Annotated in this window: 15 protein-coding genes and 1 pseudogene; 6 read left to right on the top strand and 10 right to left on the bottom strand. The window is 66.0% G+C overall.

Annotated elements, in window-relative coordinates; all coding sequences use genetic code 11:
- Positions 1-529 precede the first annotated feature (529 nt).
- Positions 530-1,840 carry a malate synthase AceB gene (gene aceB, locus C454_RS01300; RefSeq protein ID WP_004971793.1) on the top strand — a complete coding sequence of 437 codons (1,311 nt, stop codon included), beginning with the start codon at positions 530-532 and terminating at the stop codon, positions 1,838-1,840.
- Between the two features lie 147 nt (positions 1,841-1,987).
- On the opposite strand, the gene C454_RS01295 is transcribed toward aceB, so the two are convergent.
- Positions 1,988-2,752 (bottom strand): IclR family transcriptional regulator, encoded by a 765-nt coding sequence (locus C454_RS01295; RefSeq protein WP_004971790.1) that lies wholly within the window; start codon positions 2,750-2,752, stop codon positions 1,988-1,990.
- Positions 2,753-2,938: 186 nt separating this feature from the next.
- Complete coding sequence (locus tag C454_RS01290) at positions 2,939-3,820, bottom strand: GAF domain-containing protein (RefSeq protein ID WP_004971788.1); 882 nt, start codon at positions 3,818-3,820, stop codon at positions 2,939-2,941.
- 156 nt (positions 3,821-3,976) lie between these two features.
- On the opposite strand from C454_RS01290, the gene C454_RS01285 reads away from it, so the two are divergent.
- Together C454_RS01285 and C454_RS01280 are read left to right on the top strand one after the other, a co-directional pair.
- A complete protein-coding gene (locus tag C454_RS01285; RefSeq protein WP_049904890.1) occupies positions 3,977-7,000 on the top strand; it encodes an FAD-binding and (Fe-S)-binding domain-containing protein in 3,024 nt (1,007 codons plus the stop codon).
- A gap of 197 nt (positions 7,001-7,197) precedes the next feature.
- Entirely contained in the window at positions 7,198-7,803 is a 606-nt protein-coding gene (locus tag C454_RS01280; protein ID WP_004971785.1) for a YqaA family protein, read from the top strand.
- A gap of 15 nt (positions 7,804-7,818) precedes the next feature.
- Here the strand turns inward: C454_RS01280 and C454_RS01275 are convergent, their stop codons facing one another.
- From C454_RS01275 to C454_RS01250, 6 genes are all read right to left on the bottom strand, one after another.
- Positions 7,819-9,480 carry a multicopper oxidase domain-containing protein gene (locus tag C454_RS01275; RefSeq protein WP_049904892.1) on the bottom strand — a complete coding sequence of 554 codons (1,662 nt, stop codon included), beginning with the start codon at positions 9,478-9,480 and terminating at the stop codon, positions 7,819-7,821.
- Between the two features lie 209 nt (positions 9,481-9,689).
- Entirely contained in the window at positions 9,690-12,020 is a 2,331-nt protein-coding gene (locus C454_RS01270) for a PGF-CTERM sorting domain-containing protein (protein ID WP_455428724.1), read from the bottom strand.
- A gap of 434 nt (positions 12,021-12,454) precedes the next feature.
- Complete coding sequence (locus C454_RS01265) at positions 12,455-13,306, bottom strand: sugar phosphate isomerase/epimerase family protein (protein ID WP_004971777.1); 852 nt, start codon at positions 13,304-13,306, stop codon at positions 12,455-12,457.
- Positions 13,307-13,402: 96 nt separating this feature from the next.
- Positions 13,403-14,356, bottom strand: a complete 954-nt coding sequence (locus tag C454_RS01260) for a UbiA family prenyltransferase (protein ID WP_004971775.1) — start codon at positions 14,354-14,356, stop codon at positions 13,403-13,405.
- A 45-nt stretch (positions 14,357-14,401) separates the two neighbouring features.
- Complete coding sequence (locus tag C454_RS01255; protein ID WP_004971773.1) at positions 14,402-15,277, bottom strand: sugar phosphate isomerase/epimerase family protein; 876 nt, start codon at positions 15,275-15,277, stop codon at positions 14,402-14,404.
- A gap of 3 nt (positions 15,278-15,280) precedes the next feature.
- On the bottom strand, positions 15,281-16,060 hold the full coding sequence (locus tag C454_RS01250) for a TatD family hydrolase (RefSeq protein ID WP_004971771.1): 780 nt from the start codon (positions 16,058-16,060) through the stop codon (positions 15,281-15,283).
- 184 nt (positions 16,061-16,244) lie between these two features.
- Here C454_RS01250 and C454_RS01245 point away from each other — a divergent pair, with 184 nt between their 5' ends.
- The 3 genes from C454_RS01245 to C454_RS01235 all read left to right on the top strand — a co-directional run bounded on the left by C454_RS01245 (position 16,245) and on the right by C454_RS01235 (position 19,129).
- Positions 16,245-16,454 (top strand): hypothetical protein, encoded by a 210-nt coding sequence (locus tag C454_RS01245; RefSeq protein WP_004971767.1) that lies wholly within the window; start codon positions 16,245-16,247, stop codon positions 16,452-16,454.
- 81 nt (positions 16,455-16,535) lie between these two features.
- Positions 16,536-17,732 carry an inositol-3-phosphate synthase gene (locus C454_RS01240; RefSeq protein ID WP_049904889.1) on the top strand — a complete coding sequence of 399 codons (1,197 nt, stop codon included), beginning with the start codon at positions 16,536-16,538 and terminating at the stop codon, positions 17,730-17,732.
- Positions 17,729-19,129, top strand: coding sequence for an alkaline phosphatase family protein (locus tag C454_RS01235; RefSeq protein WP_004971763.1), 1,401 nt, complete (start codon positions 17,729-17,731; stop codon positions 19,127-19,129). The genes C454_RS01240 and C454_RS01235 overlap by 4 nt, the downstream gene beginning before the upstream one ends.
- A 117-nt stretch (positions 19,130-19,246) precedes the next feature.
- Here C454_RS01235 and C454_RS20995 read toward each other — a convergent pair.
- Both C454_RS20995 and C454_RS20990 read right to left on the bottom strand, forming a co-directional pair.
- A pseudogene (locus C454_RS20995) lies at positions 19,247-21,772 on the bottom strand (carbohydrate binding domain-containing protein); the annotation flags it as partial.
- An 8-nt stretch (positions 21,773-21,780) separates the two neighbouring features.
- Positions 21,781-23,760 (bottom strand): PVC-type heme-binding CxxCH protein, encoded by a 1,980-nt coding sequence (locus C454_RS20990; protein ID WP_455428723.1) that lies wholly within the window; start codon positions 23,758-23,760, stop codon positions 21,781-21,783.
- Positions 23,761-24,645: the final 885 nt, after the last annotated feature.

Here is a 24,645-nt window from a genome sequence, read left to right as displayed (position 1 = left end):
GCAAAGCACTCGCTGAGCAGGTCTGCGAGCATCTTGACCAACTAACTCAACGACCTGCTCGTTCCTCAAACTGGCTTAACTAGACAGTGCCGACCACGGTATCCATCCGAACTCGTCGAACCGAGTAACACCGAAGGACTTCGGGGCGCTGCCGGACGACGGTCGACGCTCGTGAGTTTCCGATATCGAGGGGACCGTGGGAACCGAGAGGCGGCGAACTCATTTACATAATACGAACAGCACGCGTTGCTGCGGGTGATACCCGACCAGAATTACAGAACTATGTCTGTAACACAAATCGAATTAAGTCCACATATCTGTATAATGTGAACACATGACATTGCAGTCGTTTACATAATGTAAGTTAGTGACATCCGGAGCGTCTCTCCATCGGTGGGGACGTTCGCCGACCGCGGTCGGCGAGACGGCTTCCGAGATCTAAACCGCCGGCGACCGTCGAATCGCAAGCCTCCGATTGGGCGAGTCTAAATATTTAATATGTTTCGGAAGAGACGTTTCCACTGTCGATATGAGTAGCGACAGAAACTACGAACGAGAGTTCGTACGTACGTTCTTCACCTCGCCGACCGCGGTCGGCGGCGAGAACTCGGCGAAGATGTTGCAGAGCGCGGCACAACTGCGGGGGATGCAGGCCCCCGACACCTGGATTCCGGACAACGAAGACGCCACCGCGCCGTCGATGCGGGCCGAGGGCGTCCAGAACCTCGTCGAGGTCGTCTCCGAGCACGGAGCCGACTTCCCCGGCGAGATTCACCCCCGCGTCGTGTGGCACCGCGACGACCCCTCGACTCGTTACGAGGGCTTCAAGCAGATGCTCGAAATCACCGACCCCGAAAACGGTGCGGTCGAGCACATCGACGGCTTCGTCATCCCCGAGGTCGGCGACCTCGACGACTGGAAGAAGGCCGACGAGTTCTTCACCATCATCGAGAACGAACACGGTCTCGAAGAGGGAAGCCTGTCGATGTCGGTCATCATCGAGAGCGGTGAAGCCGAACTCGCGATGAGCGACCTCCGCGCGGAGAAGGGCAAGCCGTCCAACAACCTCGAACGGCTGTTCCTCCTCGTCGACGGGCAGGTCGACTACACGAAGGACATGCGCGCCATGACGCCGACCGGCGAGCTTCCGGCGTGGGCCGAACTGCGACACAACACCTCCCGCGGCGCGAGCGCCGCCAACTGCATCGCTGTCGACGGCCCCTACGACGACATCCGCGACGTCGAAGGCTACCGCGAGCGCATGACCGAGAACCGCGCCATGGGGATGACGGGCATCTGGTCGCTCACGCCCGGACAGGTCGTCACCGCCAACGAGGCCCCCCTGCCGCCGAAGAGCGGCAGTTGGCTCCTCGAACTCGACGACGACGAAATCGAACTCGACGACGAGGACGGTCGCCAGGTGTACGACGGCGACGAACTCTCGCTCGAACAGGTCGGCGACGACAGCTACGTGCTCCGCGTCGACGGCGAAGAACAGGAACTCGACGGCGAGGAACTCCACGAGGAGCTCCTCGACCTGACCACCTACGTCCCGAGCATGGACGACATCGTCGACTCCATGGAGGAGTTCGAGGCGGCCAAGGAAGCCGGCAAGGGCGCGATTGCGATGACGCAAGCGACGACGCTCGTCATCGACGGCGTCGAAGTCGACATCGCCAAGGACCGCATGTGGGACGAGGCGACCTATCAGGCCGCGATGACGCCCGTCGCCCTGTTCCAGGACGTGTACGAGCACCGCCCGGACCAACACGACGCACTCGAAGAGATGTACGGCACCGACATCGTCGAGCGCGCGATGGCAGTCGGGACAGACGACTAACGCACCCGGTCAGTCAGCCACCCAGACAAGTCCAACCAACCGCGTCTGTCCTTTTCGCGCGAGTCCGACCCGACCGCGAGCGAAGCTACGGTAATCGTGAGGCCTGCGAGATCCGCGAGACCCGCGAGACCCGCGAGACGGTCTCGGTCACGTGAGCGCCGATTCCAGCGACTCGACGGCGTTCAGTAGCTCGTCGGCGAACTCGCGTTCGAGTCGCGTCATGTCCACCTGATACTTCGGTCCGCCGACGCTGAGCCCGCCGACGATGCGCCCGTCACCGTCGTGGACCGGCGCACCGATGGCGATGAGGTTCGGCGCGAACTCCTCGTCGACGACGGCGTACTTCTTGGTCGCGATTTCGTCCAGCGCGTCGAACAGTTGGTCGGGGTTCGTAATCGTGCCCTCCGACTCCCGCGGCAGGCCCCAGTAGTCGATTATCGACTCGACCTCGTCGCGGTCCAGTTCCGCGAGGATGGCTTTCCCCGCGGCCGTGTTGTGCAGGTGATACTCCGACCGGTACCGGGTGCCGTTCGCGTCTCTCCCCTCCTCGGTCGACGACCCGTAACACATGAGCAGCCGACCGTGTTCGAAAATCGTGAAGTTCGCCTCTTGGTCGGTCGCGCGAGCCAGTTCGTCGACGACCCGCTCGACGACCTCGTCGTTCGGATAGCGGTGTCGTGCGCGTTCGCCCAACAGCGCCACCCTGAAACTGACGTGGTACACGCCGTCGTGCTTGACCAAGTATCGGCTCTCCAAGAGCGTGTTGAGGTGACTGCAGATGGAGCTCTTCGAACTGTCGACCATGGAGTCCAGTTCGGCGAGCGTGAGACCGTCGTGCTCGAGAATAAGGCTGAGAATCTCCAACGAGGCTTGGGTCGTCTTGAGCCGTCGCCCGGTCACGTTCTCAATCATACCTCAACTATTATGTTGATGGTTGATAACTGTTGCCATAATGTAAATCACCTGAACTGGCGAGCCAGCCCTGTCAATTCGGACATGTTTCTATCCGACTGCTCCGGGAACAAACAGAGCGTCGCGAACTCACGGTTCGCCTCTGGCAGCGTCGAGCGTCGTGACGAGGAGAGCGTTCAGTGTGCGTCAAATCGCCCGCGACCGTTTCACCCAACCGATGCGCGTGATGGCCTCCGCGCCGAGTTGGCCGAGGAGACTCGCGGCTTCGAGGTCGTGTTCTTCGAACGCGTTGACGACGACGTCGCCGGCGCTGAGCACGCCGTGGCTTCCGATGGGGACGTACAGCCCGGACTGGAGAGCCCCTCGACTGTGGTCGTCTTCGGTGTGTTCGTGGTTCGCGTGGATGACCGGTTCGCCCGTCCGGTACGTCCGTGCCGCCGGCGTGTCCTCGCTGACCGAGTAGTTCGGTCGGTCGCCGGCGCGTTCCAGACACTCTTCGGTCGCCTCGATAGTCTGGAGCATGCTCCGGTTCTCGTCGACCAGCCGAACGGTCGTGTTGACGAGGCCGAGGACGTTCTTCGCCGCGTCGGCGAGTATCTCGGCGACTTCCGCCTTCGAACTCGCGTTCCGAAGTTCCTGGCTCGTCCGTCGGAGAATCTCGATGCGCTGTTCCTGACGCTTGGTGTCGGTGACGTCCTGTACGACGCCGTGGAGGTCGACCGTCCGCCCGTCTTCGACCAGCGGTTCGCAGGCCAGCCGTATCGACCGCTCGGTCGTCCGCTCGCTCGCGTACCGCACGTCGACGGAGAAGGACTCGCCGTGTTCGATTGCGTCGGCGAGGCGGACGAGCACCTCGTCTTGGTCGCCTTCGGCGTACTGTTCGACGACGTCCGAGACGGTCGGCATCGCCGACGCGTCGAAGCCGTGTATCCGCTTTGCCTCGTCGCTCCACCACAGTTCCTCGCGCGAGACGTCGTACGACCACACGCCGATACCGGTCAGCCGCTGGAGGCTCGCGAGTAGTTGGTCGACCTCCGTTTCCGATGCTGTCGGGACAGCGCGTGCCACGTCAGTTTGATTCCAGTTCGGTGACCTGACCATGAATGTCGTTACGTACCGAGGACGTGAATATAAATCCCCACGTCGGTCGTGACGGGCTATTCGGGGGCGGAGACGTGTCGCAACACCAGAGCATTTAATCCGTGCGTATGTGTATCAATGATGATGGCAGTCGAAGACACGCTCGATTCCCCTCGGGGAAGAGAGACATCGGCAACGACGTTAGACCTCGACCGGCCGGACGCCGCGGAGTATTCGGCGTTGGCGACAGAGTTACGCTCCCGCGTCGACGGAGAGGTGAAGTTCGACGAGTACGCGCAGGTGCTGTACGCGACCGACGGCAGTATCTACCAGGCGCGACCCGCGGGGGTCGTCTTGCCGAGGGACGTAAACGACGTCCGCGCCGCCGTCGAGACCGCGACGAGCCACGGCGTCCCCGTTCTGCCACGCGGAACGGGTTCCTCGTTGGGCGGCCAGACCGTCGGACGGGGCTGCGTCGTCATCGACTTCACGAAGTACATGGACGATATCGTCGATATCGACCCGTCAGCGAAGCGCGCGACCGTCCAACCGGGGTGCGTCCAGGACCACCTCGACGCCGCGCTCGCGGAGCACGGACTGAAGTTCGCGCCGGACCCCGCGTCGTCGAATCGCTCGACCGTCGGCGGCGGCATCGGCAACAATTCGACCGGTGCGCACTCGGTCCGCTACGGCATCACCGACGCCTACACCGAGGAATTGCAGGTGATTCTGGCCGACGGGTCGCTGATACACACCCGCGAGGTCGTCCTCGACAGCGACGAGTACGAATCCATCCTCGCCCAAGACGACCTGGAGGCGAACATCTACCGGACGGTTCGGGAACTCGTCGAGAGCCACGAGTCAGAAATAGAGAACAAGTATCCGTCGCTCAAGCGCTCGGTGTCCGGGTATAACCTCCAGAAAGTCATCTACGAGAACGACGACGGCGAGGAGGTCATCAACCTCTCGAAGCTGTTCGTCGGTGCGGAGGGCACCCTCGGCGTCATCGTCGAGGCGACCGTCTCGCTCGTCACCAAGCCGGACGAGACAGCGCTCGCGCTGTACTGCTTCGACGACCTCGTGGACGCGATGGAGGCCGTTCCGGAGGCGCTCGAATTCCCCGTCAGCGCCGTCGAACTCATGGACGACGAGGTGTTCCGCCTCGCCCGCGAGTCGGAGGGCTACGCCGAGTACGCCGAACCCATCCCCGAGGGGGCGAAGGCGGCGCTGATGCTGGAGTGGGACGACGAACTCGTCGACGACTTCGAAGCCGCGGTCGCCGACACGAACGCCCACTTCGTCGACTCGGGCGCGGCGTTCGACGTGCTCGAAGCCTACTCCGAAGAGAGCCAGGGCCGACTGTGGAAGCTCCGCAAGGCGGCGATTCCGCTGTTGATGAGCCTCGAAGGCGACCCGAAACCGTACCCGTTCATCGAGGACGCGACCGTCCCGCCCGAGGAACTCGCCGAGTACGTCCAGAAGTTCGAGGAGGTGCTGGAGGACCACGGCACCTCGGCCGCGTACTTCGCCCACGCCGGGTCGGGAACGCTCCACATCCGCCCGATTCTGAACCTCAAAGAGAACGAGGGCATCGAGAAGATGCACTCCATCACCGACGACGTGACCGACCTCGTCGTCGAGCACCACGGCGCGTTCTCCGGCGAACACGGCGACGGGATGGCCCGAACCGAGTTCAATCCGAAGATGTACGGCCCCGAACTCTGGGGCGCGTTCAAGGAGCTGAAAACGGCGTTCGACCCCGACTGGATGTTCAACCCCGGGAACGTCGTCTACCGAGACGGTCCCTCGGACCCGGGGCCGGACAGCGACCGCGGCGTCGGCGCGGACATGCGCGAGAACCTCCGGTACGGCCCGGACTACCAGTCCGTCGAGCCCCAGACCGCCATCGACTTCGACGACGAGGGCGGCTTCTCGCACCTCGTCGAACTCTGTAACGGCTGTGGCACCTGCCGGCAGACCGACTCGAACACCATGTGCCCGACTTACCGCGCGTCGAAGGAGGAAGTCCAGACGACTCGCGGACGCGCGAACATGCTTCGGGCCGCCATCTCGGGCGAACTCCCCGAGGACGAACTGTACTCCGAGCGCTTCCAGACCGAGGTGCTGGACCTCTGTGTCGGCTGTAAGGGCTGTAAGAGTGACTGCCCGACCGGCGTCGACATGGCGAAGCTGAAGTCCGAGGTGAAACACCAGTACCACCAGAAGGAGGGCACCAGCCTCCGCTCGCGGGTGTTCGGCAACATCGACACCCTATCGAAAATCGGGAGCAAACTCGCCCCGCTTTCGAACGCCGCCGCGGAGCTTCCGGGAAGCCGCCTCGTGATGGAGAAGGTCCTCGGTATCTCCAGCGAGCGCGAGCTTCCGAGCTTCAGCAGCGAGTCGCTCGAGGAGTGGTTCGAGGCTCGGGGTGGGTCGTCCGTGTCGCCCGCCGACGCCCGAGGGAAGGTGCTTCTGTTCCCCGACACCTACACCAACTACAACTACCCCGAACCCGGCAAAGCCGCCGTGGAGGTCCTCGAAGCCGCGAACGTCCACGTGCGGATTCCGAGCGACCTCGAAGCGAGCGGCCGCGCCGCGTTCTCGATGGGGATGCTCGACACGGCCCGCGACCGAGCGCAGCACAACGTCGGGCGGCTTCGCCCCTACGTGGACGACGGTTGGAGCGTCGTCTTCGTCGAGCCCTCGGACGCGGTGATGTTCCAAGACGAGTACCTCGACCTCCTCGACGGGACGGGCGTCGAACTCGTCTCGGGGTCGGCCTACGGCATCATGGAGTACCTCGACGTCGTGCGCGCCGACGACCACCTCGACTTCGACGCTCCCGCCGAGACGTTGACGTACCACGGCCACTGCAACCAGAAGGCGACGAACAAGGACCACCACGCGGTGGGCGTCCTGCGTCGCTCCGGTTACGCCGTCGACCCGCTCGACTCCAGTTGTTGCGGGATGGCCGGGTCGTTCGGCTACGAAGAAGAGCACTACGAACTCTCGAAGGGTATCGGCGAAATCCTGTTCGGTCAGGTCGACGAGAGCCCCGGCGACGTCGTCACGGCACCCGGCGCGTCGTGTCGCTCCCAACTCGGCGACAGACCCGGCGAGTCCCGCCCGCCGCACCCCATCGAGAAGATGGCCGAAGCCCTCGACTGACCCGGTAGCCGACAGCCGATAGCCGATAGCCTGACGCGACTCGCGAACCAGCCGACCTGACGCGACCCGCGAGCCACCACCGAACCCGCCGCTTTGCACCCGCGGCGACTCTTCGTTTCGCAGCCTCCCGCTCGCGGAGTCGGTGTTCACGAACAGCGATAATTATTACTGACAGTAGCGGCTGCGTAGAGACGACGATGCTAGACGTACTGGAGACTGTCGAACTATCGACCGCGTTTTTCGCCTCGCTCGGCGCGCCGGGGCTGCTGCTCGTGGCGTTCCTGGAATTCTTCTTGCTACCCGTCCCGCCGGACTTGGTGCTCGTCCCACTGTCGGCGGCGAACCCCGAGTTCGCGCTCCTGTACGCGGCCGTCGCGACCGTCGGGTCGGTGTCGGCGGGGCTGGTCGGCTTCCTCATGGGCAAGAAGGGGGGCCGGCGCGCGCTGGACTCGCGGTTCGCCGGCGAGCGGGTTCACAAGGTCGAGCGATACTTCGAGCGCTCCGGGTTCGTGACGGTCGCGTTCGGGGCGTTCGCGCCGATTCCCGAGGGGTACGAACTGCTCTCTATCGGGTCCGGCGTGTTCGACCTCGACCTCCGGACGTATCTGGCGGCGTCGGTGCTCGGCCGCGGCGGTCGGTACACCATCGAAGCGCTGCTCGCGGTCTATCTCGGCGAGGCCGCCCGGTCGCTCACCGAGGTCGACGTGTACTCGATCATCGGCGTCGCCACCGCGGTCGTCCTCGTGGCGTACGTCGTTCGGAGTCGGTGGTTCTCGGACCGCTCGGCCGAACCGGTGCAGTAACTCGGCGACAGTCGGTCAGGCGACCTCGTCGCCGCTTCGCCACTGGTCGATGACCTCGAGGAGGACCTCGGTTTCGAGGTCGTCGTTCCGCCAGTCGCCGACCGCGTCGGTCAGCCCCGTCGCGTCCACGATGTCGCTTTCGTTCGCGTAGTCCGCGATGGGGTTCTCGACGACGAACGGAATCATCATCTTGTTGTCCTCGTGTTCGAGCATGTGGCAGTGCCACGGGAACTGTCCGGTGTACCCCTCGAACTTGGCGATTATCCGCACGCGCTCGTCGGGGTCGACGCGGACGGTGTCTTTCGGCCCCAGCTCGTTGGGGTCCGGTGGCTGCGTCCCGTCGGGGCCGCGACCGATGACCCTGAAGGTGACCAGGTGCAGGTGAATCGGGTGTCTCCCGCCCGACTCGTTCTGGAGTTCCCATATCTCGGTCGACCCGAGTTGCGGGTAGACGGGCGCGTCCTCGTCGCCGAAGACGTACCCGTTCAGCGTGTGCGTGATGAGGTTGTTTTCCACGTCGACCTTGGTACCCAGCGTCATCTCGCGGGTCACCCGCGCGTCGCTCTCGTCGTACGAAGTCGGCTCGGGAAGCGACAGGTCCGCCGGGGCGGTGCTCGTATCTTCGGGCGACGTGTCGGGGTCCGAGACGCGGAACTGGACGAGGTCGGTCAGCTCGGGGCCCATGTCGGCCCCGTTGGTGAGCGTGAGCGTCTCGCCCGCGTGGTCGGAGAAGTCGACGATGAGTTCGCCGCGCTCGAAGGGCGTGAGCAAGAGCGAGTCGAGGTCGCCGCCCGGACCGATGGGAACGACTGATTCGAGGAAACCGTGACCGGGGGCGAACTGATACATCGTCGGGGCGCCCGACCCGCTTTCGCTCTCCAGTTGGAGGTCGAACGAGCGGTGGTTGGCGCCGTTCAGGATGCGGAAGCGGTACCGACGCGGTTCGACCTCGACGTACGGCCACACGGCCCCGTTGACGACGGCGGTGTCGCCGAGGAACGCCGAGACGAACTCGTCGGGGTAGTGCAGCGAGCCGTCGTCGTTGAACTCCTTGTCCTGCAGCAACAGCGGGATGTCGTAGTCGCCGGACGGGAGGCCGAGTTCTCGCTCGGCGTCGGTCGTAATCGAGTAGAGGCCGAGCAGCCCGGCGTAGGCGTTGAGCCGGGTGATGCCCAGCGTGTGGTCGTGGTACGTCGAGGTCGTCCGACCCTGCTCCATCGGTAGCTCCTGCCACTCCGAGTCGAACCGCGGCCCCTCGACCCCGCTCGGCGAGGTCCACATGTCGGACTGCCCGTCGTTCGCGGGGTCGATTTCCAGGCCGTGGAAGTGGGTGACGGTCCGAACCTCCGGGACCGGGCCGTCGTAGCCGGCGTGGTTCTCCGTGGTCGTGCCGCCGATTCGCTCGTCGACGGTGAACAGGTGGTCGCTCGGGAGTTCGCTGTTGTCGAAGCGAACGTGGACCGGACTCCCGGCGTCCGCCTCGATGGTCGGGCCGGGATACGACCCGTCGAACCCCCAGACCGTCGTCTCCGGGAGGTCCGGATGGAGCTGTTGGGTGAATTCGGTGACCGATATCTCGTAGGCGTCCGCGCCATCTCGCTGCCCGTCCGGTTCCCGGACCGACGGAACCGGAAGCGGTTGCACGAACTTATCCAACGCCGGTGACGCCGCGGACACGTTCGTCGTCGTCTGCGGGAGCGTTCCGGCGATGCCGAGGGCTGCGCCTGTCTGTAGAAACCGCCGCCTAGACCAGTCTGTCATGATGGACCCTGAACTACGACTTGGGAGTTGTTATATTAAATCTTCTGAATGACCGAGTTAGAGCCGAAAGCGGGAGCGGAGGGGATTCGAGGACGTTCGAGGGCGCGGGAAGACGAGTCGCCTCGTTAGGTCGTTCGCCGGCGCGCGAGGAGGACCGAGCCCATCACGAGCGCGGCGAGCGCGACCGAGACACCGAACCCGGGGACGGGCGTGTCAGTCGTGGTCGTCGCGGGCGTGTTGGGGTCGGCGGTCGTCGTCTCGGTCGTTCCGTCGTCCGAGTCGTCGCCGTCGTTGTCATCACCATCGTCACCGTCGTTGTCGTCACCATCGTCGCCGTCGTCGCCGTCGTTGTCATCACCATCGTCACCGTCGTTGTCGTCACCATCGTCGCCGTCGTTGTCGTCACCATCGTCACCGTCGTCACCGTCGTCGCCGTCGTTGTCATCACCATCGCCACCGTCGTTGTCGTCACCACCGTCGCCGTCGTTACTGTCGTCTCCGTCATCTCCGTCGTCGGAGGACCCGTCGTCGCCGCTGTCACCGTCAGCGCCGACAGAGAGCGATTCGAGGCCGTCGACGCTCATCTCCTTGTCGTCGGCGTCGAACTGCGCGAACCCGCTGAGTTCGTACGAGGCGTCCTCGTCCATGTCCTCACCGGCGGTCACGCGGTACTGGAGGGTGACGTTCTCGCGGTCGCCGTAGGTCGCGAACAGTTCGTCGTTGGCGTTCCGCACGCCCGAGAAGTCCGCGCCGTCGTCATCGACGATTTCGACCGATGCGAATCCGGGGTTGAACTCCTCGATGACGGTGAAGTTCGTCGCCTCGCTGCCGGTGATTTCCACCGAGACGACGGTCGATTCACCGGGTTCGAGCGTCGTGTCGTCGGCCGACCGGGTGAGGTCCCAGTTGTCGTCGTCGGACTCGCTCTGAACGTCGAGTTCGTCGGTGCCGCCGGTCGTCACCTCCGAGCCGTCCACGTCGGTGAAGCCGTCGAACTGATAGGCCGTTCCGGCGTCCACGTCGTCACCGGCGGTCACGCGGTACTGGAGGGTGACGCTCTCGCGGTCACCGTAAGTCGCGAACAGTTCGTCGTTGGCGTTCCGCACGCCCGAGAAGTCAGCGCCGTCGTCGTCGACGATTTCGACCGACGCGAACGCGGGGTTGAACTCCTCGATGAGCGTGAAGTTCGCCGCCTCGTCTCGGTCGACCTCGACCGTGACGGTGGTGGATTCGCCCGGGGCGAGCGTCTCGTCGTCGACCGAGCGAACCGCGCCGGAGTCATCGTCGTCCGACGCCTGAACGCTGATTTCGCCGGAACCACCGGTCGCCGACTGCGAGCCGTTCACGTCCGAGAAGCCGTCGAACTCGTAGACCGTGCTGGTCGTCGCGTCGTTGTCGGCGGTCACCTCGTAGACGAGCGTGGCCAACTCGCGGTCGCCGTAGGTGGCGAACAGCTCGTCGTTGGCGTCGCGTACGGCCGAGAAGTCCGCGCCGTCAGCGTCCACGATTTCGACCGAGCCGAAGGCGGGGCTGAACTCCTCGACGAGCGTGAAGTTCGTCGCCCGGTCGCGGTCGAAGGCGACCCGGACCGTGGTCGATTCACCCGGCGCGAGGGTCGCGTCGTCGACCGACCGGACGGCCGCGAGGTCGTCGTCGCTCGACTCCTGCACGCTGAGTTCGCTGGTCCCGTCAGTCGCCGACTGCGAGCCGTTCACGTCCGAGAAACCGTCGAGCTCGTAGACCGTGCCGGTCGTCGCGTCGTCGGCCGCGGTCACCTCGTAGACGAGTGTGGCGAGCTTCCGGTCGCCGTAGGTCGCGAACAGCTCGTCGTTGGCGTCACGGACGCCCGAGAAGTCCGCACCGTCGGCGTCCACGATTTCGACCGAGCCGAAGGCGGGGCTGAACTCCTCGACGAGCGTGAAGTTCGTCGCCTCGTCCCGTTCGACGGCGACCCAGACCGTCGCCGACTCGCCGGGCGCGAGGGTCGCGTCGTCGACCGAGCGGACCACGCTCGCCCCGTCGTCGGTCGAGACGTTGATTTCACCGTCACCGGTCGTCGAGGCCCGAATGTCTTCGAGGCCGAAGTCGCCGTATCCGGTGAGTTCGTGGGTCGTCGCGTTCGCGTCGTCGGCCGCGGTCACCTCGTAGACGAGCGTGACGCTCTCGCGGTCGCCGTAGGTCGCGAACAGCTCGTCGTCTGCGTTCCGCACGCCAGAGAAGTCCGCGCCGTCGGCGTCCACGATTTCGACCGACTCGAAGCCCGGACTCAGCTCTTCGACCACGGTGAAGTTCCCCCGCTCGGAGGCGTTTACCTCGACCGTGACCGTGGTTGACTCGCCGGGTGCGAGCGTCGTGTCATCGACCGTCCGGGTGAGCGTCCCGCCGTGGGCGTCCGCGGCGACCGGCGCGATAGCCGCGCCCAGACCGAGCGAGCCGAGCACCAAGAGGACCGCCATCGCGACGACCGGGAGCGCGTTCCGGAGTTCCGTCGACCGCCCCGGACGTGGTATGCTCGGTCTCATGACGCGGTGGTCAGGTCGATGTTCGATGGAGCAGTCGTTCCGCGAGCGGAATGCGAAGCGGCGGTCGGCCGCTTCGCCTCGCCTCGGCGGGACGCGACCGCCGGCGGTGTCTGTTCGACTCGTCGGACAGGAGACTGACGTCTCGTGCGCGCGCTACCTCTGGATGGGGATAGCTCGCTCTCGCTGGAAAGCATGCAATCAGCGTGTGAATCGAAAGCTCCATGCAAATAGTTAACGATTATCTGAGAACCGTTTCCGAGCGCGCGGACCGCGACGCCACTCACGCGACGTGGCTCGCGGGAATCGATGCCGTCAGCGGCGGTGTTCGGTGCGTCTCTCGCCGCGAATTGCTGCCGAACCGCGGCGCTTCAGCGGGCGTATTCGGCCAGTTCTTCTCGCGCGCGCCGGGCCGCGTCGTCGGGTTCGTCGGGGTACGTGTACAGTTCGAACGTCGCGAAGCCGTCGTAGCCGATGTCGTCGAGCGCGCCGAAGACGGGCTCGAAGTCGATGTCGCCCTCGCCGGGGATGAGGTGATAGTGTTTCCCGCGGCGGCCGCCCTCGATGTCTTCGAGGTGGATGCCGGTGATGTGGCCGGCGCACTGCCGGATGCTCTCGGCGGGGTCCTCGCCGTAGACGGCCGAGTGGCCGACGTCGAAGTTGACGCCGAGCGCGTCGCTCCCCACGTCGTCGATGAGCGTCAACACCTCCTCGGTGCACTCGACGAGGAGTTCCGGTTCGAACTCGATGCCGAGGTCGACCCCGGCGTCCTCGGCGTACGCCGTGAGTTCGTCGAGCGATTCGAGCAGGTACTCGTAAGCCTCGCTCGGCGGCGTCCCGGGAAGCGACGACCCGCTGGCGACGCACGCCGCGGGCGCGTCGACCAGCGCGGCGAAGTCGATGGCGGCCTTCGTGTACTCGATGCGCCACCGGCGGTCTTCCTCGTCGGCCGAGATGAGCGTCGGGTCGAAGAACGCCGACGGCGGCGCGTCGTCGTAGTAGCCGCAGGTCGTGTTCGCGTTGATGTTCGACACGGAGAGTCCCGTCTCGTCCAGCGCCGTCAGGACGCGCTCGCGGTCGGTCTCGTCGAAGTCGGCGAGAAACGCGTGCGGCACGTCCGCCAGTAGCTCGACCCCGTCGTAGCCGTGGTCGGCGATTCGCCTGATCGCCTCTGGCAGGTCGAAACGCGTGTACGCGTTCGTAGAGAAGGCTAACTGTACCATACGTCGTGGTACAGTCACACATGAATAATTGTTTTGGTACTGCCAATCGTTCGGGACGGAACCCGACGCGCCGACGGACCGACGCGCCGCGTCGGTTCACGACACGTCGAACGCGGACGAGAGGCCGACCGCGGGGGCGACGAACGCCGCCGCGACGACGCCCCACGCGGGACTCAGAAGCCCGGCGACCGCCGCGTTCAACACGACGAGCGCGAGGACGCACGTGCCGACCGCGGGGCCGATGGTGCCCGGACGGGGGTCGGCGTAGGCGGTCAGGAGGTCGCGGCCGGTCCACGCCGCGAACCAGACGAGGAGTCCGCCGGCCACGACGACCGTCGCGGAGTCGGTCGAGTCGACGCCGACGGCCGCGCCGGCCGCGACGACCGACCCGACGGCGAGTCCGACGCCGGCCATCCCGACCAGCACCGAGCCCGAGTCGCCCGGACCGGTCTCCCGCTCGGCCATGTACGTGACGCCGGCGATGTAGAGCGCGACGACGACCGGCACGACGTAGACCCACGTCGGAGCCGACAGCGACGGGGGAGCCCCCGCCACGGCCGCCATGCCGAGGGCGACGTTCGCTCCCCGGCAACCGCCCATCGCCGCGAAGCCGAGCGGCGTCCCCTTGAGCGCGCCGTCGTAGAGCGCGATGAACGAACCGAGGACGACGGCGACGACGCCGGCGGTCGGTCCCCCGGCGGCCGCGGCGACGACCACGCCGGCACAGAGGAGCGCGACCCCGAGGTTCCGCGCTCGCGTGCGCGACACGTCTCCCGACGGAATCGGGCGCTCCGGACGGAACTGCGCGTCCTCGTCGGCGTCGACGTAGTCGTTGAGCGTCGTGCCGGCCGCGTACAACAGCACCGAGGCGAGTGCGACGCCGGCGAGCGACGACAGCGGAACCGACGGGCGGCCGCCGCTGACCAACACCGCCCCGAGGATGACGTCGGGCGGCGCGGTGAACAGGTTCGGGACGCGGACGAGTCTGGCGAGACTCGCGAGCGAGCGTCGAAGGCCGCCGGTCGAGGCTGTCGCGTTCGTTCGGTTCATCGTCGGTTCGTCGGTCGGTCCGGCTCTCGTTTCCGACCCGCGCGGTCAGGCCCACCCATGGGCTTCGAGGTACTCCATCGCGGTTCGGGCCGTCTCCGCCGCGGTCTCCTGGTAGGGGTACAGTTCGACCGTGACGTAGCCGTCGTAGCCGGTCGCTTCGACCGCTTCGAGGAAGCCGTCGATGTCCATCGCACCCTCGCCGAGTTGGGTGTGTTCGTGGGTGCGGTCGCCCGGGATGTCTTCGAGGTGGTAGTGCGGCGTGTGGGGCGCGAGCGGCTCCACCAGTTCGACCGGGTCCTCGCCGACCGAGTAGAAGTGTCCCGCGTCGAAGTTACAGCCGATTCGGGGCGAGTCCACGCGGTCGAGGAGGTCGAGGAAGTCCTCGGAGGTCTCGATGAGCAGGTGCGGTTCGGGTTCGACCAGCACGTCGACGCCGAGTTTCTCCGCGGCGTCGGCGACGTCGCGGAGCCCCCGGACGAACGCGTCGAGCGCGTCCGCCCGCGACATGCGCTCGGGAACCGGGCCGCCCGGCGGAATCGAGATGCTCTCCGAACCGAGCGCGGCCGCGGTGGCGAGCGCGTTCTTCGTGTGGTCGACCCGCGCCTGTCGGTCCTCGGCCGCGAGTTCGACGAACGAGGGGTGGTGGAACGCCTCGGTGTCGCGGTTGAACGTCGCCGCCCGACTCTCCGCGGAGGGCTCGATGGCGCTGAGCATGAAGGCGTTACAGTTGCTGACGTCGATGCCGCAGTCGTCGAGGAGCGAGCGAGCTCGTTCGAGGTCGTCGCCGTCGGCCGTCCCCGGGAACAGGTGCGGGTCGTCGAGCAGGATTTCGACGCCGTCGTAGCCGGCGTCGGCTATCGCCTCGACGCCTTCGGTGAGAGTTCGCTGCCGGAACGCGTTCATCGAGAAGCCAAACTCCATCGGTCACACCTCGTAGTGGAAGTTCGGCGACTGGCCGAAGAACTCCCGGGGGTTGTCGTAGACGACCTTCCGGACCTCGTCTCGGTCCCAGCCGCGGTCGAGCATCTTGTCTCGGGCCTTCGGGACCGCGAGCGGGTCAGACGGGTCCCAGTCGGCGGCGCTGTTGAGCAGCATCTTGTCGGTGCCGTACTCCTCGAGGATGTCGATAGTCGTCTCGGCGTCTATCTTTCCGGGGTAGAGGGTGAAGCCGAGCCAACAGTCGGTCTGCAGCGAGATATCGACCGTGTTCTCGGTGTTGTGGTCGATGACGATTCGCTCTTCGGTCACGTCTTCGTCCTGAATCATCTCGACGAGTCGCTCGGTCCCCTCGGGCTTCTGGGTGTGCGGGGTGTGGATGATGACCGGCAGTTCGCGTTCTTCCGCCATTCTGAGTTGGCGTCTGAACGCGTACTCCTCGGCTTCGGTCCCCTGGTCGAGTCCGATTTCGCCGAGTCCGACGACGTGCTCGCGGTCGAGGTACTCGGGGAGCCCGTCCATCACGGCCTCCGCCATCTCGGGGTAGTTCGCCTCCTTCGGTTCGAGGCCGACGGTGACGTAGTGGTCGATGCCCGCCGCCCGCTCGGCCCGGTCGGTCTCGAACTCGATTATCTGTTCGAAGTAGTCGAAGAACGACGCCGCGTGCTGCTTGTCCGTCCCGCTCCAGAACGCGGGTTCGACGCAACATTCCACGCCCGCGAGCCGGGCGCGCTCGTAGTCGCTCGTCGAGCGAGACACCATGTGCATGTGCGGGTCGATAATTGGTATCGACATGTGACCTACCTCTCTGATGGTAGTTAATCATTGTTTCGGTGGATTCGGTGACGGCCGCGGGACGAGGGCGCAACGACCGGGCGAAGCGACCGACTGAAGCGACCGCAAGCGACGGCGGAGACAGCTATTTACTCGTCCGCGCCGACCCCGTAGTCGCATGCCGGAACACTGCCCGTTCTGCGGCGAGCCGATAGAATCGAACCGCGTCACGCCCGAGGACGGTCGCCCCTACGAGGAGTGGCGCTGCGTCGACTGCGACGAGACGTGGCGACACCCCGAGGAGACGGTCCTCGACCGAAGCCTCGACTTCAGCAAACACGGCGACCAACTCGACAGGCGGGACGCCGACACCTCCCTCGACTGGTGAGCGGTCGCCCGCCGGCACCGACGCGGAAACAATCATGATTGACGGACAAGGTTATGTATCGGCCACCGCAATCGTGAGTCGATGACAGTCGGAGTTTGGATAATCGGAGCCAGAGGTAACGTCGCGAGCGTCTCGATGACCGGCGCGCGCGCAATCGCCCGCGGCGTCGCGGACACGACCGGGATGGTGACGGCCCGCGAACCGGTGGCCGCGCTCGACCTTCCCGCCCTCGACGACCTCGTGTTCGGGGGTCACGACATCCGTTCTCAGCGAATCGAGGAGACCGCCGAGGAGATGGCGGGCCACGGCGGCGTCGTGGCACCCGACACCCTCGACGCGGTCCGCGAGGACCTCCGCGAAATCGACGAGCGCGTCGAACTCGGAACCGCGCGTCGGTGCGGCGAGGCGGTCGAGGGGATGTCCTCGGGGACGGAGAGCGACGACGTGGCCGTCGCCGACATCGTCGAGGAGATACGGGCCGACTACGCCGCCTTCGCCGACTCGCAGGACGTCGACCGGCTGGTCGTCGTGAACGCCGCGTCGACCGAGCCGCCGATTCCGACGCCCGGCGACTACGACACGCTGGCGGCGTTCGAGACGGCGGTCGAGCGCGACGACCCGAACCTCCCCGCGAGCGCCCTGTACGCGTACGCGGCGCTCCTCGACGGCCACCCGTACATCAACTTCACTCCCAGTACCGGCTCCTCGCTCGGCGGGCTGTGCGAACTCGCGGAGCGAAACGAGGTGCCGCACATGGGCCGCGACGGGAAGACCGGCGAGACGCTGATGAAGTCCGCGCTCGGACCGATGTTCGCGGGGCGGAACCTGCGCGTTCTCTCGTGGGAAGGCCACAACATCCTCGGCAACAGCGACGGACTCGTCCTCGAAGACGACGCGAACAAGGCGGGGAAGATAGAGAGCAAGGGCAGCCTGCTGGACGACATCCTCGGGTACGAGACCCACAACGCGGTCCGCATCGACTACACGCCGTCGCTCGGCGACTGGAAGACCGCGTGGGACCACGTCCACTTCGAGGGCTTCCTCGGGACGAAGATGAAGATGCAGTTCACGTGGGAGGGCGCCGACTCGGCGCTCGCCGCCCCGCTCGTCCTCGACATGGTCCGGCTGGCCGCCTTCGCCGACGAGCGCGGCGAGGGCGGGACGATGCCGCACCTCGCGTCCTTCTTCAAGTCCCCCGAGGGCGTCGACAGACACGAACTGTCCGAGCAGTTCCGACTCCTCTACGACTACGCGGAGCGCCACGCGGAGGGAACGTGACGGCTCGAAGGACCTCGGACGCGACCGCGTCCGGTGCCGGGCGCGTCGTCGTCCTCGACGTCGTCGGACTCCAACAAGAACATCTCGACGGGGGATTGGCACCGAATATCGCCGACCTACTTGCCGGAAAGCCGTCCGGGGCGCTCGAACCGCCGTTTCCGAGCGTCACGGTGCCCGCACAGACGACCCTCTCGACCGGGCAGTCGCCCGCCGCCCACGGCGACGTGTCCAGCGGCGAGTTCGACCGCGACCGGCAGGTCGCCGAGTTCTGGGAGCGCGACCGGGGGACGCGAACGCGCCTGTGGGAAGCCGCGAGCGACGAGGCGGGCCTCACGACGGGCGCGCTGTTCTTCCAACACCTCATCGGCACGAGCGCCGACGTGGCCGTCACGCCGTCGCCCATCGAAGACGAGGACAACAACCTCATGGAGATGGACTGCTGGACGAACCCCGACGAGTTCTACGACGCCCTCCGCGAGGAGTACGGCCACTTCCCCTTACACAACTACTGGGGGCCGGTCGCCGACGAGCGCAGCAGCGAGTGGATTCTCGCGGCCGCGCGGGAGTCGCTAGCGCGGTACGACCCTGACCTGCTGTGGGTGTACGTGCCGCACCTCGACTACGACGCCCAGCGGCACGGCCCCGACTCCCCGGAACTTCGGGAGGCCGTGGGCGTCGTCGACGACCTCGTCGGCGAGTTCCTCGACTGGCTCGAAGCGACGTCCCGCTGGTCCGAGACGGCGGTCGGCGTCGTCAACGAGTACGGCTTCAACGCGGTCGACACGCCGGTGTTCCCGAACCGGGCGCTCCGCGACGCGGGGCTGCTCTCGGTTCGCGACGACGGCGAGGGCGGCGAGGAAGTCGACGTCGCCGCGTCGTCGGCGTTCGCGATGGTCGACCACCAAATCGCGCACGTGTACACCGACCGGCCGGCGGCCGCCCGAGAGGTTCTCGAATCGCTCCCCGGCGTCGACGCCGTGGTCGAAGGCGAAGCGCGGGGCGACGCGAACCACCCGAACGCCGGCGACCTCGTCGCCGTCGCCGACGCGGACGCGTGGTTCCAGTACTACTGGTGGACCGACGACGCCGACGCGCCGTCGTACGCGACGGAGATGGACATCCACGCCAAGCCCGGCTTCGACCCGTGCGAACTGTTTCTCGGCGACGAAGGGCTCGTGACGCTCGACCCGACGAAGGTGTCCGGGTCGCACGGTCGCGTCGACCCCGAGACGCGCGGCTTCTACGGCTTCGGCGGGCCGGCGGCCCCCGACGGCTCGTCCGACCGAATCGTCGACGCCCGGCGGTTCGCCCCGACGGTCGCGGACCTGCTCGGCATCGCTGACGACGTGTCGCTCGCGTTCGAGCGCCCGTCGCTGTTCGCCGGCCCGCAGGTGTAGGTGTAGTCCAGGCATCGCCGCGACGCGCCCGAAGTGCTGATTTTCCGCGTCGCTCGGCTCAAGTTCGATACGAAAGAAAAGACGCCACGGACCGCGGTCGGAACGCGTCTCGCCCGCTCAGTTACCTCCCGAGCTCGCGATTTCGATGGTGCCGCGCATCCGGAAGCTGTGGGCGCGACAGACGTACTCCGCCATCGAGTCGGTGACGGTGAACGTGACGCTCTGTGACTCGCCCTGCGTCGCGAGGTACGACGTGGAGATGTCGTTCACGACGGTGTCGTCGCCGTTGACGACCTCGAAGTTGTGAGGCGCGCCGTTGCGGTTCGTCCACGTGACCGTGTACTCGCCGCCGGCTTCGAGGGTGAGCGTCGGGTTCGTCGCGTCCGCGATACCGGACGGCGAGACGCCGGTCCAGCCCTCGTTGCTCTCGGCTTCGAGTTCGATGGTCGACCCCGACGGGATGACGTCGCTGCCGCCGTCGTCGCTGCCGCCGTCGTCGCTCCCGTCACCACTGGTCGCCTCGACGTGTTCGGTGACGCGGTCGTAGACGAGTTCCAGCCCGTTGCCGGAGCCGCCGATGCGCTTGAGTTCGGTGTCGTCGAACCACGCGGTACCGGTGGCGTTGCCCCAGCCGCCGAACAACAGGTTGAACTGGAACTCACCGGGCGACGCGCCGGTCGAGAACGTCGTTTCGAGCAGTTGCCAGTCCTCGACGGGGTCCGTGTAGTAGTCCGTGACGGAGCCCTGTCCGAGTGAGTGGACGTTGATGGTGACCCCGTAGGAGCTTCCGATTTCACCGAAGCCGTCCTCGGAGTTGCTGAAGTCGTCCGAGGTCTTGACCCACGCGCGGAAGCGGTACTCGGAGTTCGGTTCGAGGTCGTCGCGGAACTGCGTCCACGACGCGTCCGCTCCCTCCGTGGAGTCGACGCGGACGCTGTAATCACCCGTCCGCGCCACGTCTGAGGTGTAGGTGAACTCGGCCGTGCCGCCGTAAGTGGTACTCTCCCAGTTCGCCGGGCCCTCGGGCTCGGACGACGAGTCGGTGTCCGAACTCTCCTCGAACGACGCGTTCGGCAGGAGATTATTCCCGTCGGGGTCGGTCAGCGAGACGTTGTCGAACCACGCCGTGCCGGTCGCGTTGCCGTAGCCGCCGAACAGGCAGTTGATCTGGACCGTCGTGGTGTCGGCACCCGTCGTGAACGTGGTGCTCACTTCCGTCCAGTCGTTGGTTCCGGTCAGCGGGTCCGTCTCGAAGTCCGTCGTGTGGACGTTGAACAGCGCGCCGCGAGCTGAGTCGCTCGTCTGGACGTTCTCGGTCTTTATCCAGCCGCTGAGCGTGTACTCCGTCTCGGGCTGGACCGAGATGCCGTCGGTGAGCCAGACCGCGTCCGCGCCCTCCGCGGACGAGATTTGGACGCTCTGGCTGCCGTCTTGACCCGCGTCCGCGTAGGTGTACTCGGCGGTGCCCGCGAACGTGTTCGTCGTCCAGTCGGCGGGCATCGCGGGTTCGTTGCTGCCGGTGCTCTCTTCGAAGGAACCGTTCGAGAGCACGTCGGTGCCGTCCGGGTCGGTCAGCGAGACGCTGTCGAACCACGCCGTGCCGGTCGCCTCGCCGTAGCCGCCGAACAGGCAGTTGATCTGGAGTTCTTCGAGGTCGCCGCTGTTGATGGTGATGCTCACCTCCGTCCAGTCGTTGGTGCCGGTCAGTCCGGACGGAATCGTGTCCCACTGCGTTCCCGAGTCCGTGTTCGCTAGCTGCTCGACGCTGATAGTCGCCCCGAGCGGGCCCTCGCCGATCGAGGTACCGTCGACGAGTTGGACGCTGTCGGTCTTGACGTACGCGGAGAGGGTGTACTCGGTGTTCGGGTCGACGGCGACCGTCGTGTTCCACGAGGCGTCCGCGCCCTCGGTGGACGACACCTGGACGCTCCGGTCGCCCTCGTAGCCCGTCTCGGCGTACGTGAATTCGGGCGAGCCGGTGTACGGGGTGGTCGACCAGCCGGCCGGCATCGGGTCGGAGTCGCCGCCGGTGTCGCCGCCGACGGGCGTCTCGAACGAGGGGTTTTCGAGGAGGTTCGGCAGCTCGTCGGTGTCGTCCCCGCCGTCACTCGTGTCCTCGTTGGCCTCGTACGCCGGGATGAAGCCGTCGGCGTGGGTCGCGCCGGCGAGCGACGCCGCGTCCACGAGGACCGTGTCGCGGTAGTTCGATTCGGCGCTGATCATCTGGTAGACCGCCTCGCCGGACGCGTCGTCCGACGGTGTCTGCGCGAGCGCGACGAGCGCCCACATGGCGACCCGACCGTCCTCGTCGTTGAGGAGGTCGTTGTCGAGAATCGCCTGTCGCGTGTCCGTCGTCGACGGCAGGACGCGGAGCGCGGTGAGCCTGACGCCCGGCGAAGAGTGCGTCAGCGCGCCGAGCGCGGCCTGAATCGCGGTGCTGTTTCCGGTGTCGGCGTCGAGCGCGCCGAGGCCGTGCATCGTCCACAGCGCGTGAATCGCCGCCGGGTCGAGGTTGATCTCGTCGAGCGTCTCCGTCGTGACGAGGTCGACGAGCGACGAGAGCGCGCCCGTCTCGTTCCGTTCGACCAACAGCCGCTGGGCCGTCCGCCGCCAGAACATGTTCGAACTCGACAGCGTGTCGACGCTGTCTCTTATACACATCTCNCGCCATCAGAGATGTGTATAAGAGACAGGTCGCGTACCTCGGTCATGTACGCGTTGCCGGGGCCGTTCTCGAAGCCGCCGGGCGTCGGGTTGTGCTGGTAGATGTAGTTGTACCAGTCGATGAACCACAGCATGCCGTCCGGGCCGACGGAGGAGTACGACGGCGCGAACCACGCGTCGGTGCCGCCGGCGATGTTGTGGGCGTAGTGGGTGTTGTAGCCCGCACCGTCCTGCGAGAGGAAGAACGACCCGAGGATGTGACCCGTGCCGTCGCCGACGAAGCCGGTGTTGTTCCAGTACTTCTCGGGATATTCACGCGCCGTGTAGATGGTGTGGCCGGTCGCCGCGGTGTACCCGCCGTGGAGGTCGACCTGCCGGACGCGGTCGGTGACCGGGAGGAACCGGTTCGAATCAGACGCCGCGCCGAAGTCGTTCGGCCCGGTTCCCTCGATGAGGTCGTAGTACTGATGCGGGATTGCGAAGTAGTTGCTCGGTCGCCCGGAGGTCGCGGCCGAACCGAAGGCGAGACCCTCCTCGGTGAAACCGAGGCCCGCCTGGTTCCCCGGCAGCGCGCCGACGATTTCGAAGTCGGTGACCGAGCCGTCTTCTAACTTGAATCGGTAGACCGAGGAACTGAAGTTTCGCTCCTCGCCGGCGATGGTGCCGCTGAAGCCGCCGTACCCGACCTGTCCCCAAATCCAGTTGTCGATGCCGTGGGCCAGTTCGTTGGGGCCGGCGTGGGTGTCGCCGTTACCGAACCCGGAGAACAGGACGTTTCGCTCGTCGGCCTGGCCGTCTCCGTCCGTGTCGACGAGGTGGACCATCTTCCCGCTCTCGCTGGGGTCGTCGAGGTCGGCGACGATGACGCCGTCTTCGACGACAACCATGCTGACCGGCACCGAGAGGCCGTCCGCGAAGACGGTGAACTCGTCGGCCTGTCCGTCGCCGTCCGTGTCTTCGCAGACGACGATTTTGTCGCGGCCCTGGCCTAGCTCGTTCGGATAGTCGCGGGTGACCGACAGCCAGACGCGACCCTGCGCGTCGAACTTCGCGTCGAGGATGTTCCCCTTCACGTCGTCCGGCAGGTCGGACTCGGTGACGAACGGCTTGAGGTCGAAGCCTTCCGGCGTAATCGTCCGTCTGACCGTCTCGCTGGGGTTCAACGCCCGCTGCATCTTGTTCCAGCTCGTTCCGCTGCCGACTTCCTCGGGGACCTCAGTCGGCAGGAGGCTACCCTCCGGCGGCGGATAGTACGGGATGTCGGCGTCGATGAACTCCAGGTCGTTGAGGACCTTGGTATCGTCGGCGATGGTGTCTTCGTTCTTCGTGACCCAGCGAATCGCGTTCTCGATGAGGGCCTTGAAGCCGTCCGTCGCCCACGGAGCTCTCCCGTGACCCCACGCGGTGTAGAAGACGCGCCCGTCGCCCTGCGTACGAGTCCACGACCACGGTTCGCCCTGGTCGCGTCCCTCGTCGTACTCGGGGATGCTGTCGCCGTCGGGGAACTGCCCGTAGGCGAGCACGTTGATATCGTCGTTGAGGTTCATGTGGCGGTACGTCTCGTCTTCGACCGTGATGGGGTCGAGGGTCGACAGAATCGGATGGCTCGGCTGGGCGAAGCTCGTCGTCATCTCGCCGAAGTTGTGAGCGGCGAACTGACCGCCGACGAGGTTCATGTAGGCGTCCGACCCGGTGAAACACGCCGAAGCGCTGTGTATCGGGATGAAGCCGCCGCCGTTCTCGACGAACTCGACGATGGACTCCTCCTGTTCCGGAGTCAGCTCTTGGCCGTAGTTCGCGCCGCGGTTGTCCATCATGATCCACGCGTCGTAGCGGTGGAGCACGTCGGGTTCGAGGTCGGCGAGTCGGTCGGTGTACTGGACCTCGATGCCCCGGTCCAGCATGTACTCGGTGAGCTGGACCTGCCGGGCCGGCGCGTTGTGACTGCCGCCCTGCGGGCCGCCCATCATGAGGACGCTGATGTTGTCTTCGGCCGGAGGCGGCGTTATCTCGACGCTCCCCCGCATCTCCTCGGGGTGCTCTTCGGCGTAGTACATCGCCATCGACGACTCGGCGGTGAAGCTGACCGTCTGTGAGTCGCCAGACCCCTGCATCGTCGAGAACGACTCCATCACCTCGCCGGTCGGGTCCGCGAGCATGAACGTGATGTCCTCGTCCATGGCGTTCGAGAGCTCGATTTCGTACTCCTCGCCCTCGTGCATGACGAGCGTCGGGTTGGCCGTGTCCTCCATCTCGTCGGGCGCGGTCGCGACCCACGAGAACGAGTCCGCCGAGGTCTCTATCTCCGTCCCGTTGCGCCAACTGTTGATCCCCTTCAGCAGGGAGTTCGTCGTCAGGTCGCCCTGACGCCAGTCGGATATCGCGTCGGCGAGGCCCGAACCCTCGATAACCGACTCCTCGTTCGTGTACGCCGCGAGAATGTCTCCCTCCGTCGCGACGAGGCGAATCGTGTCGTCGGTGGTGAGCTGTTTCGCCTGTGCGACGCCGCTGGCCCCGAGGAAGTTCGCCGCCCCGACGCCGCTCACTTTCATGAAGTTGCGTCGGTTGATGTTCAGTCCCTCGCTGTCGCCGTCGTCGGGATTCGATTCCCGTGTCGTGTCGTCGTCGTGTGTCATAGTGTGTTGCGTCGGTCGCTGTCGTCGTTGGTTACCGTGCGATTACAGGACTGCGCTGCTCTCGCGAACCGCAACCCAGCCGTGTACCCGGCCAATTCGCCGAACGGGTGGCTCTCACTCCCGCGTTCCCACCCAACTGACAGGCGAGGTGTAACGGAAGTATAGCCATTATTTCCGTCGGCTCATTGATTTGGGCTACCAAATCTCATGAACTAA

The organism is Haloferax gibbonsii ATCC 33959 (genome assembly GCF_000336775.1).
In the GTDB taxonomy this organism is placed as follows: domain Archaea; phylum Halobacteriota; class Halobacteria; order Halobacteriales; family Haloferacaceae; genus Haloferax; species Haloferax gibbonsii.
Note: the sequence above shows the minus strand (reverse complement) of the source record. Positions and strands in the feature narration are given on the sequence as shown.

Excerpts from the sequence above, each read along its gene's own strand:
- aceB (WP_004971793.1), top strand. The coding sequence starts at position 530 with ATGAGTAGCGACAGAAACTACGAACGAGAGTTCGTACGTACGTTCTTC.
- C454_RS01295 (WP_004971790.1), bottom strand. The coding sequence starts at position 2,752 with ATGATTGAGAACGTGACCGGGCGACGGCTCAAGACGACCCAAGCCTCG.
- C454_RS01285 (WP_049904890.1), top strand. The coding sequence starts at position 3,977 with ATGGCAGTCGAAGACACGCTCGATTCCCCTCGGGGAAGAGAGACATCG.
- C454_RS01280 (WP_004971785.1), top strand. The coding sequence starts at position 7,198 with ATGCTAGACGTACTGGAGACTGTCGAACTATCGACCGCGTTTTTCGCC.
- C454_RS01270 (WP_455428724.1), bottom strand. The coding sequence starts at position 12,020 with ATGGCGGTCCTCTTGGTGCTCGGCTCGCTCGGTCTGGGCGCGGCTATC.
- C454_RS01265 (WP_004971777.1), bottom strand. The coding sequence starts at position 13,306 with ATGGTACAGTTAGCCTTCTCTACGAACGCGTACACGCGTTTCGACCTG.
- C454_RS01260 (WP_004971775.1), bottom strand. The coding sequence starts at position 14,356 with ATGAACCGAACGAACGCGACAGCCTCGACCGGCGGCCTTCGACGCTCG.
- C454_RS01255 (WP_004971773.1), bottom strand. The coding sequence starts at position 15,277 with ATGGAGTTTGGCTTCTCGATGAACGCGTTCCGGCAGCGAACTCTCACC.
- C454_RS01250 (WP_004971771.1), bottom strand. The coding sequence starts at position 16,060 with ATGCACATGGTGTCTCGCTCGACGAGCGACTACGAGCGCGCCCGGCTC.
- C454_RS01245 (WP_004971767.1), top strand. The coding sequence starts at position 16,245 with ATGCCGGAACACTGCCCGTTCTGCGGCGAGCCGATAGAATCGAACCGC.
- C454_RS01240 (WP_049904889.1), top strand. The coding sequence starts at position 16,536 with ATGACAGTCGGAGTTTGGATAATCGGAGCCAGAGGTAACGTCGCGAGC.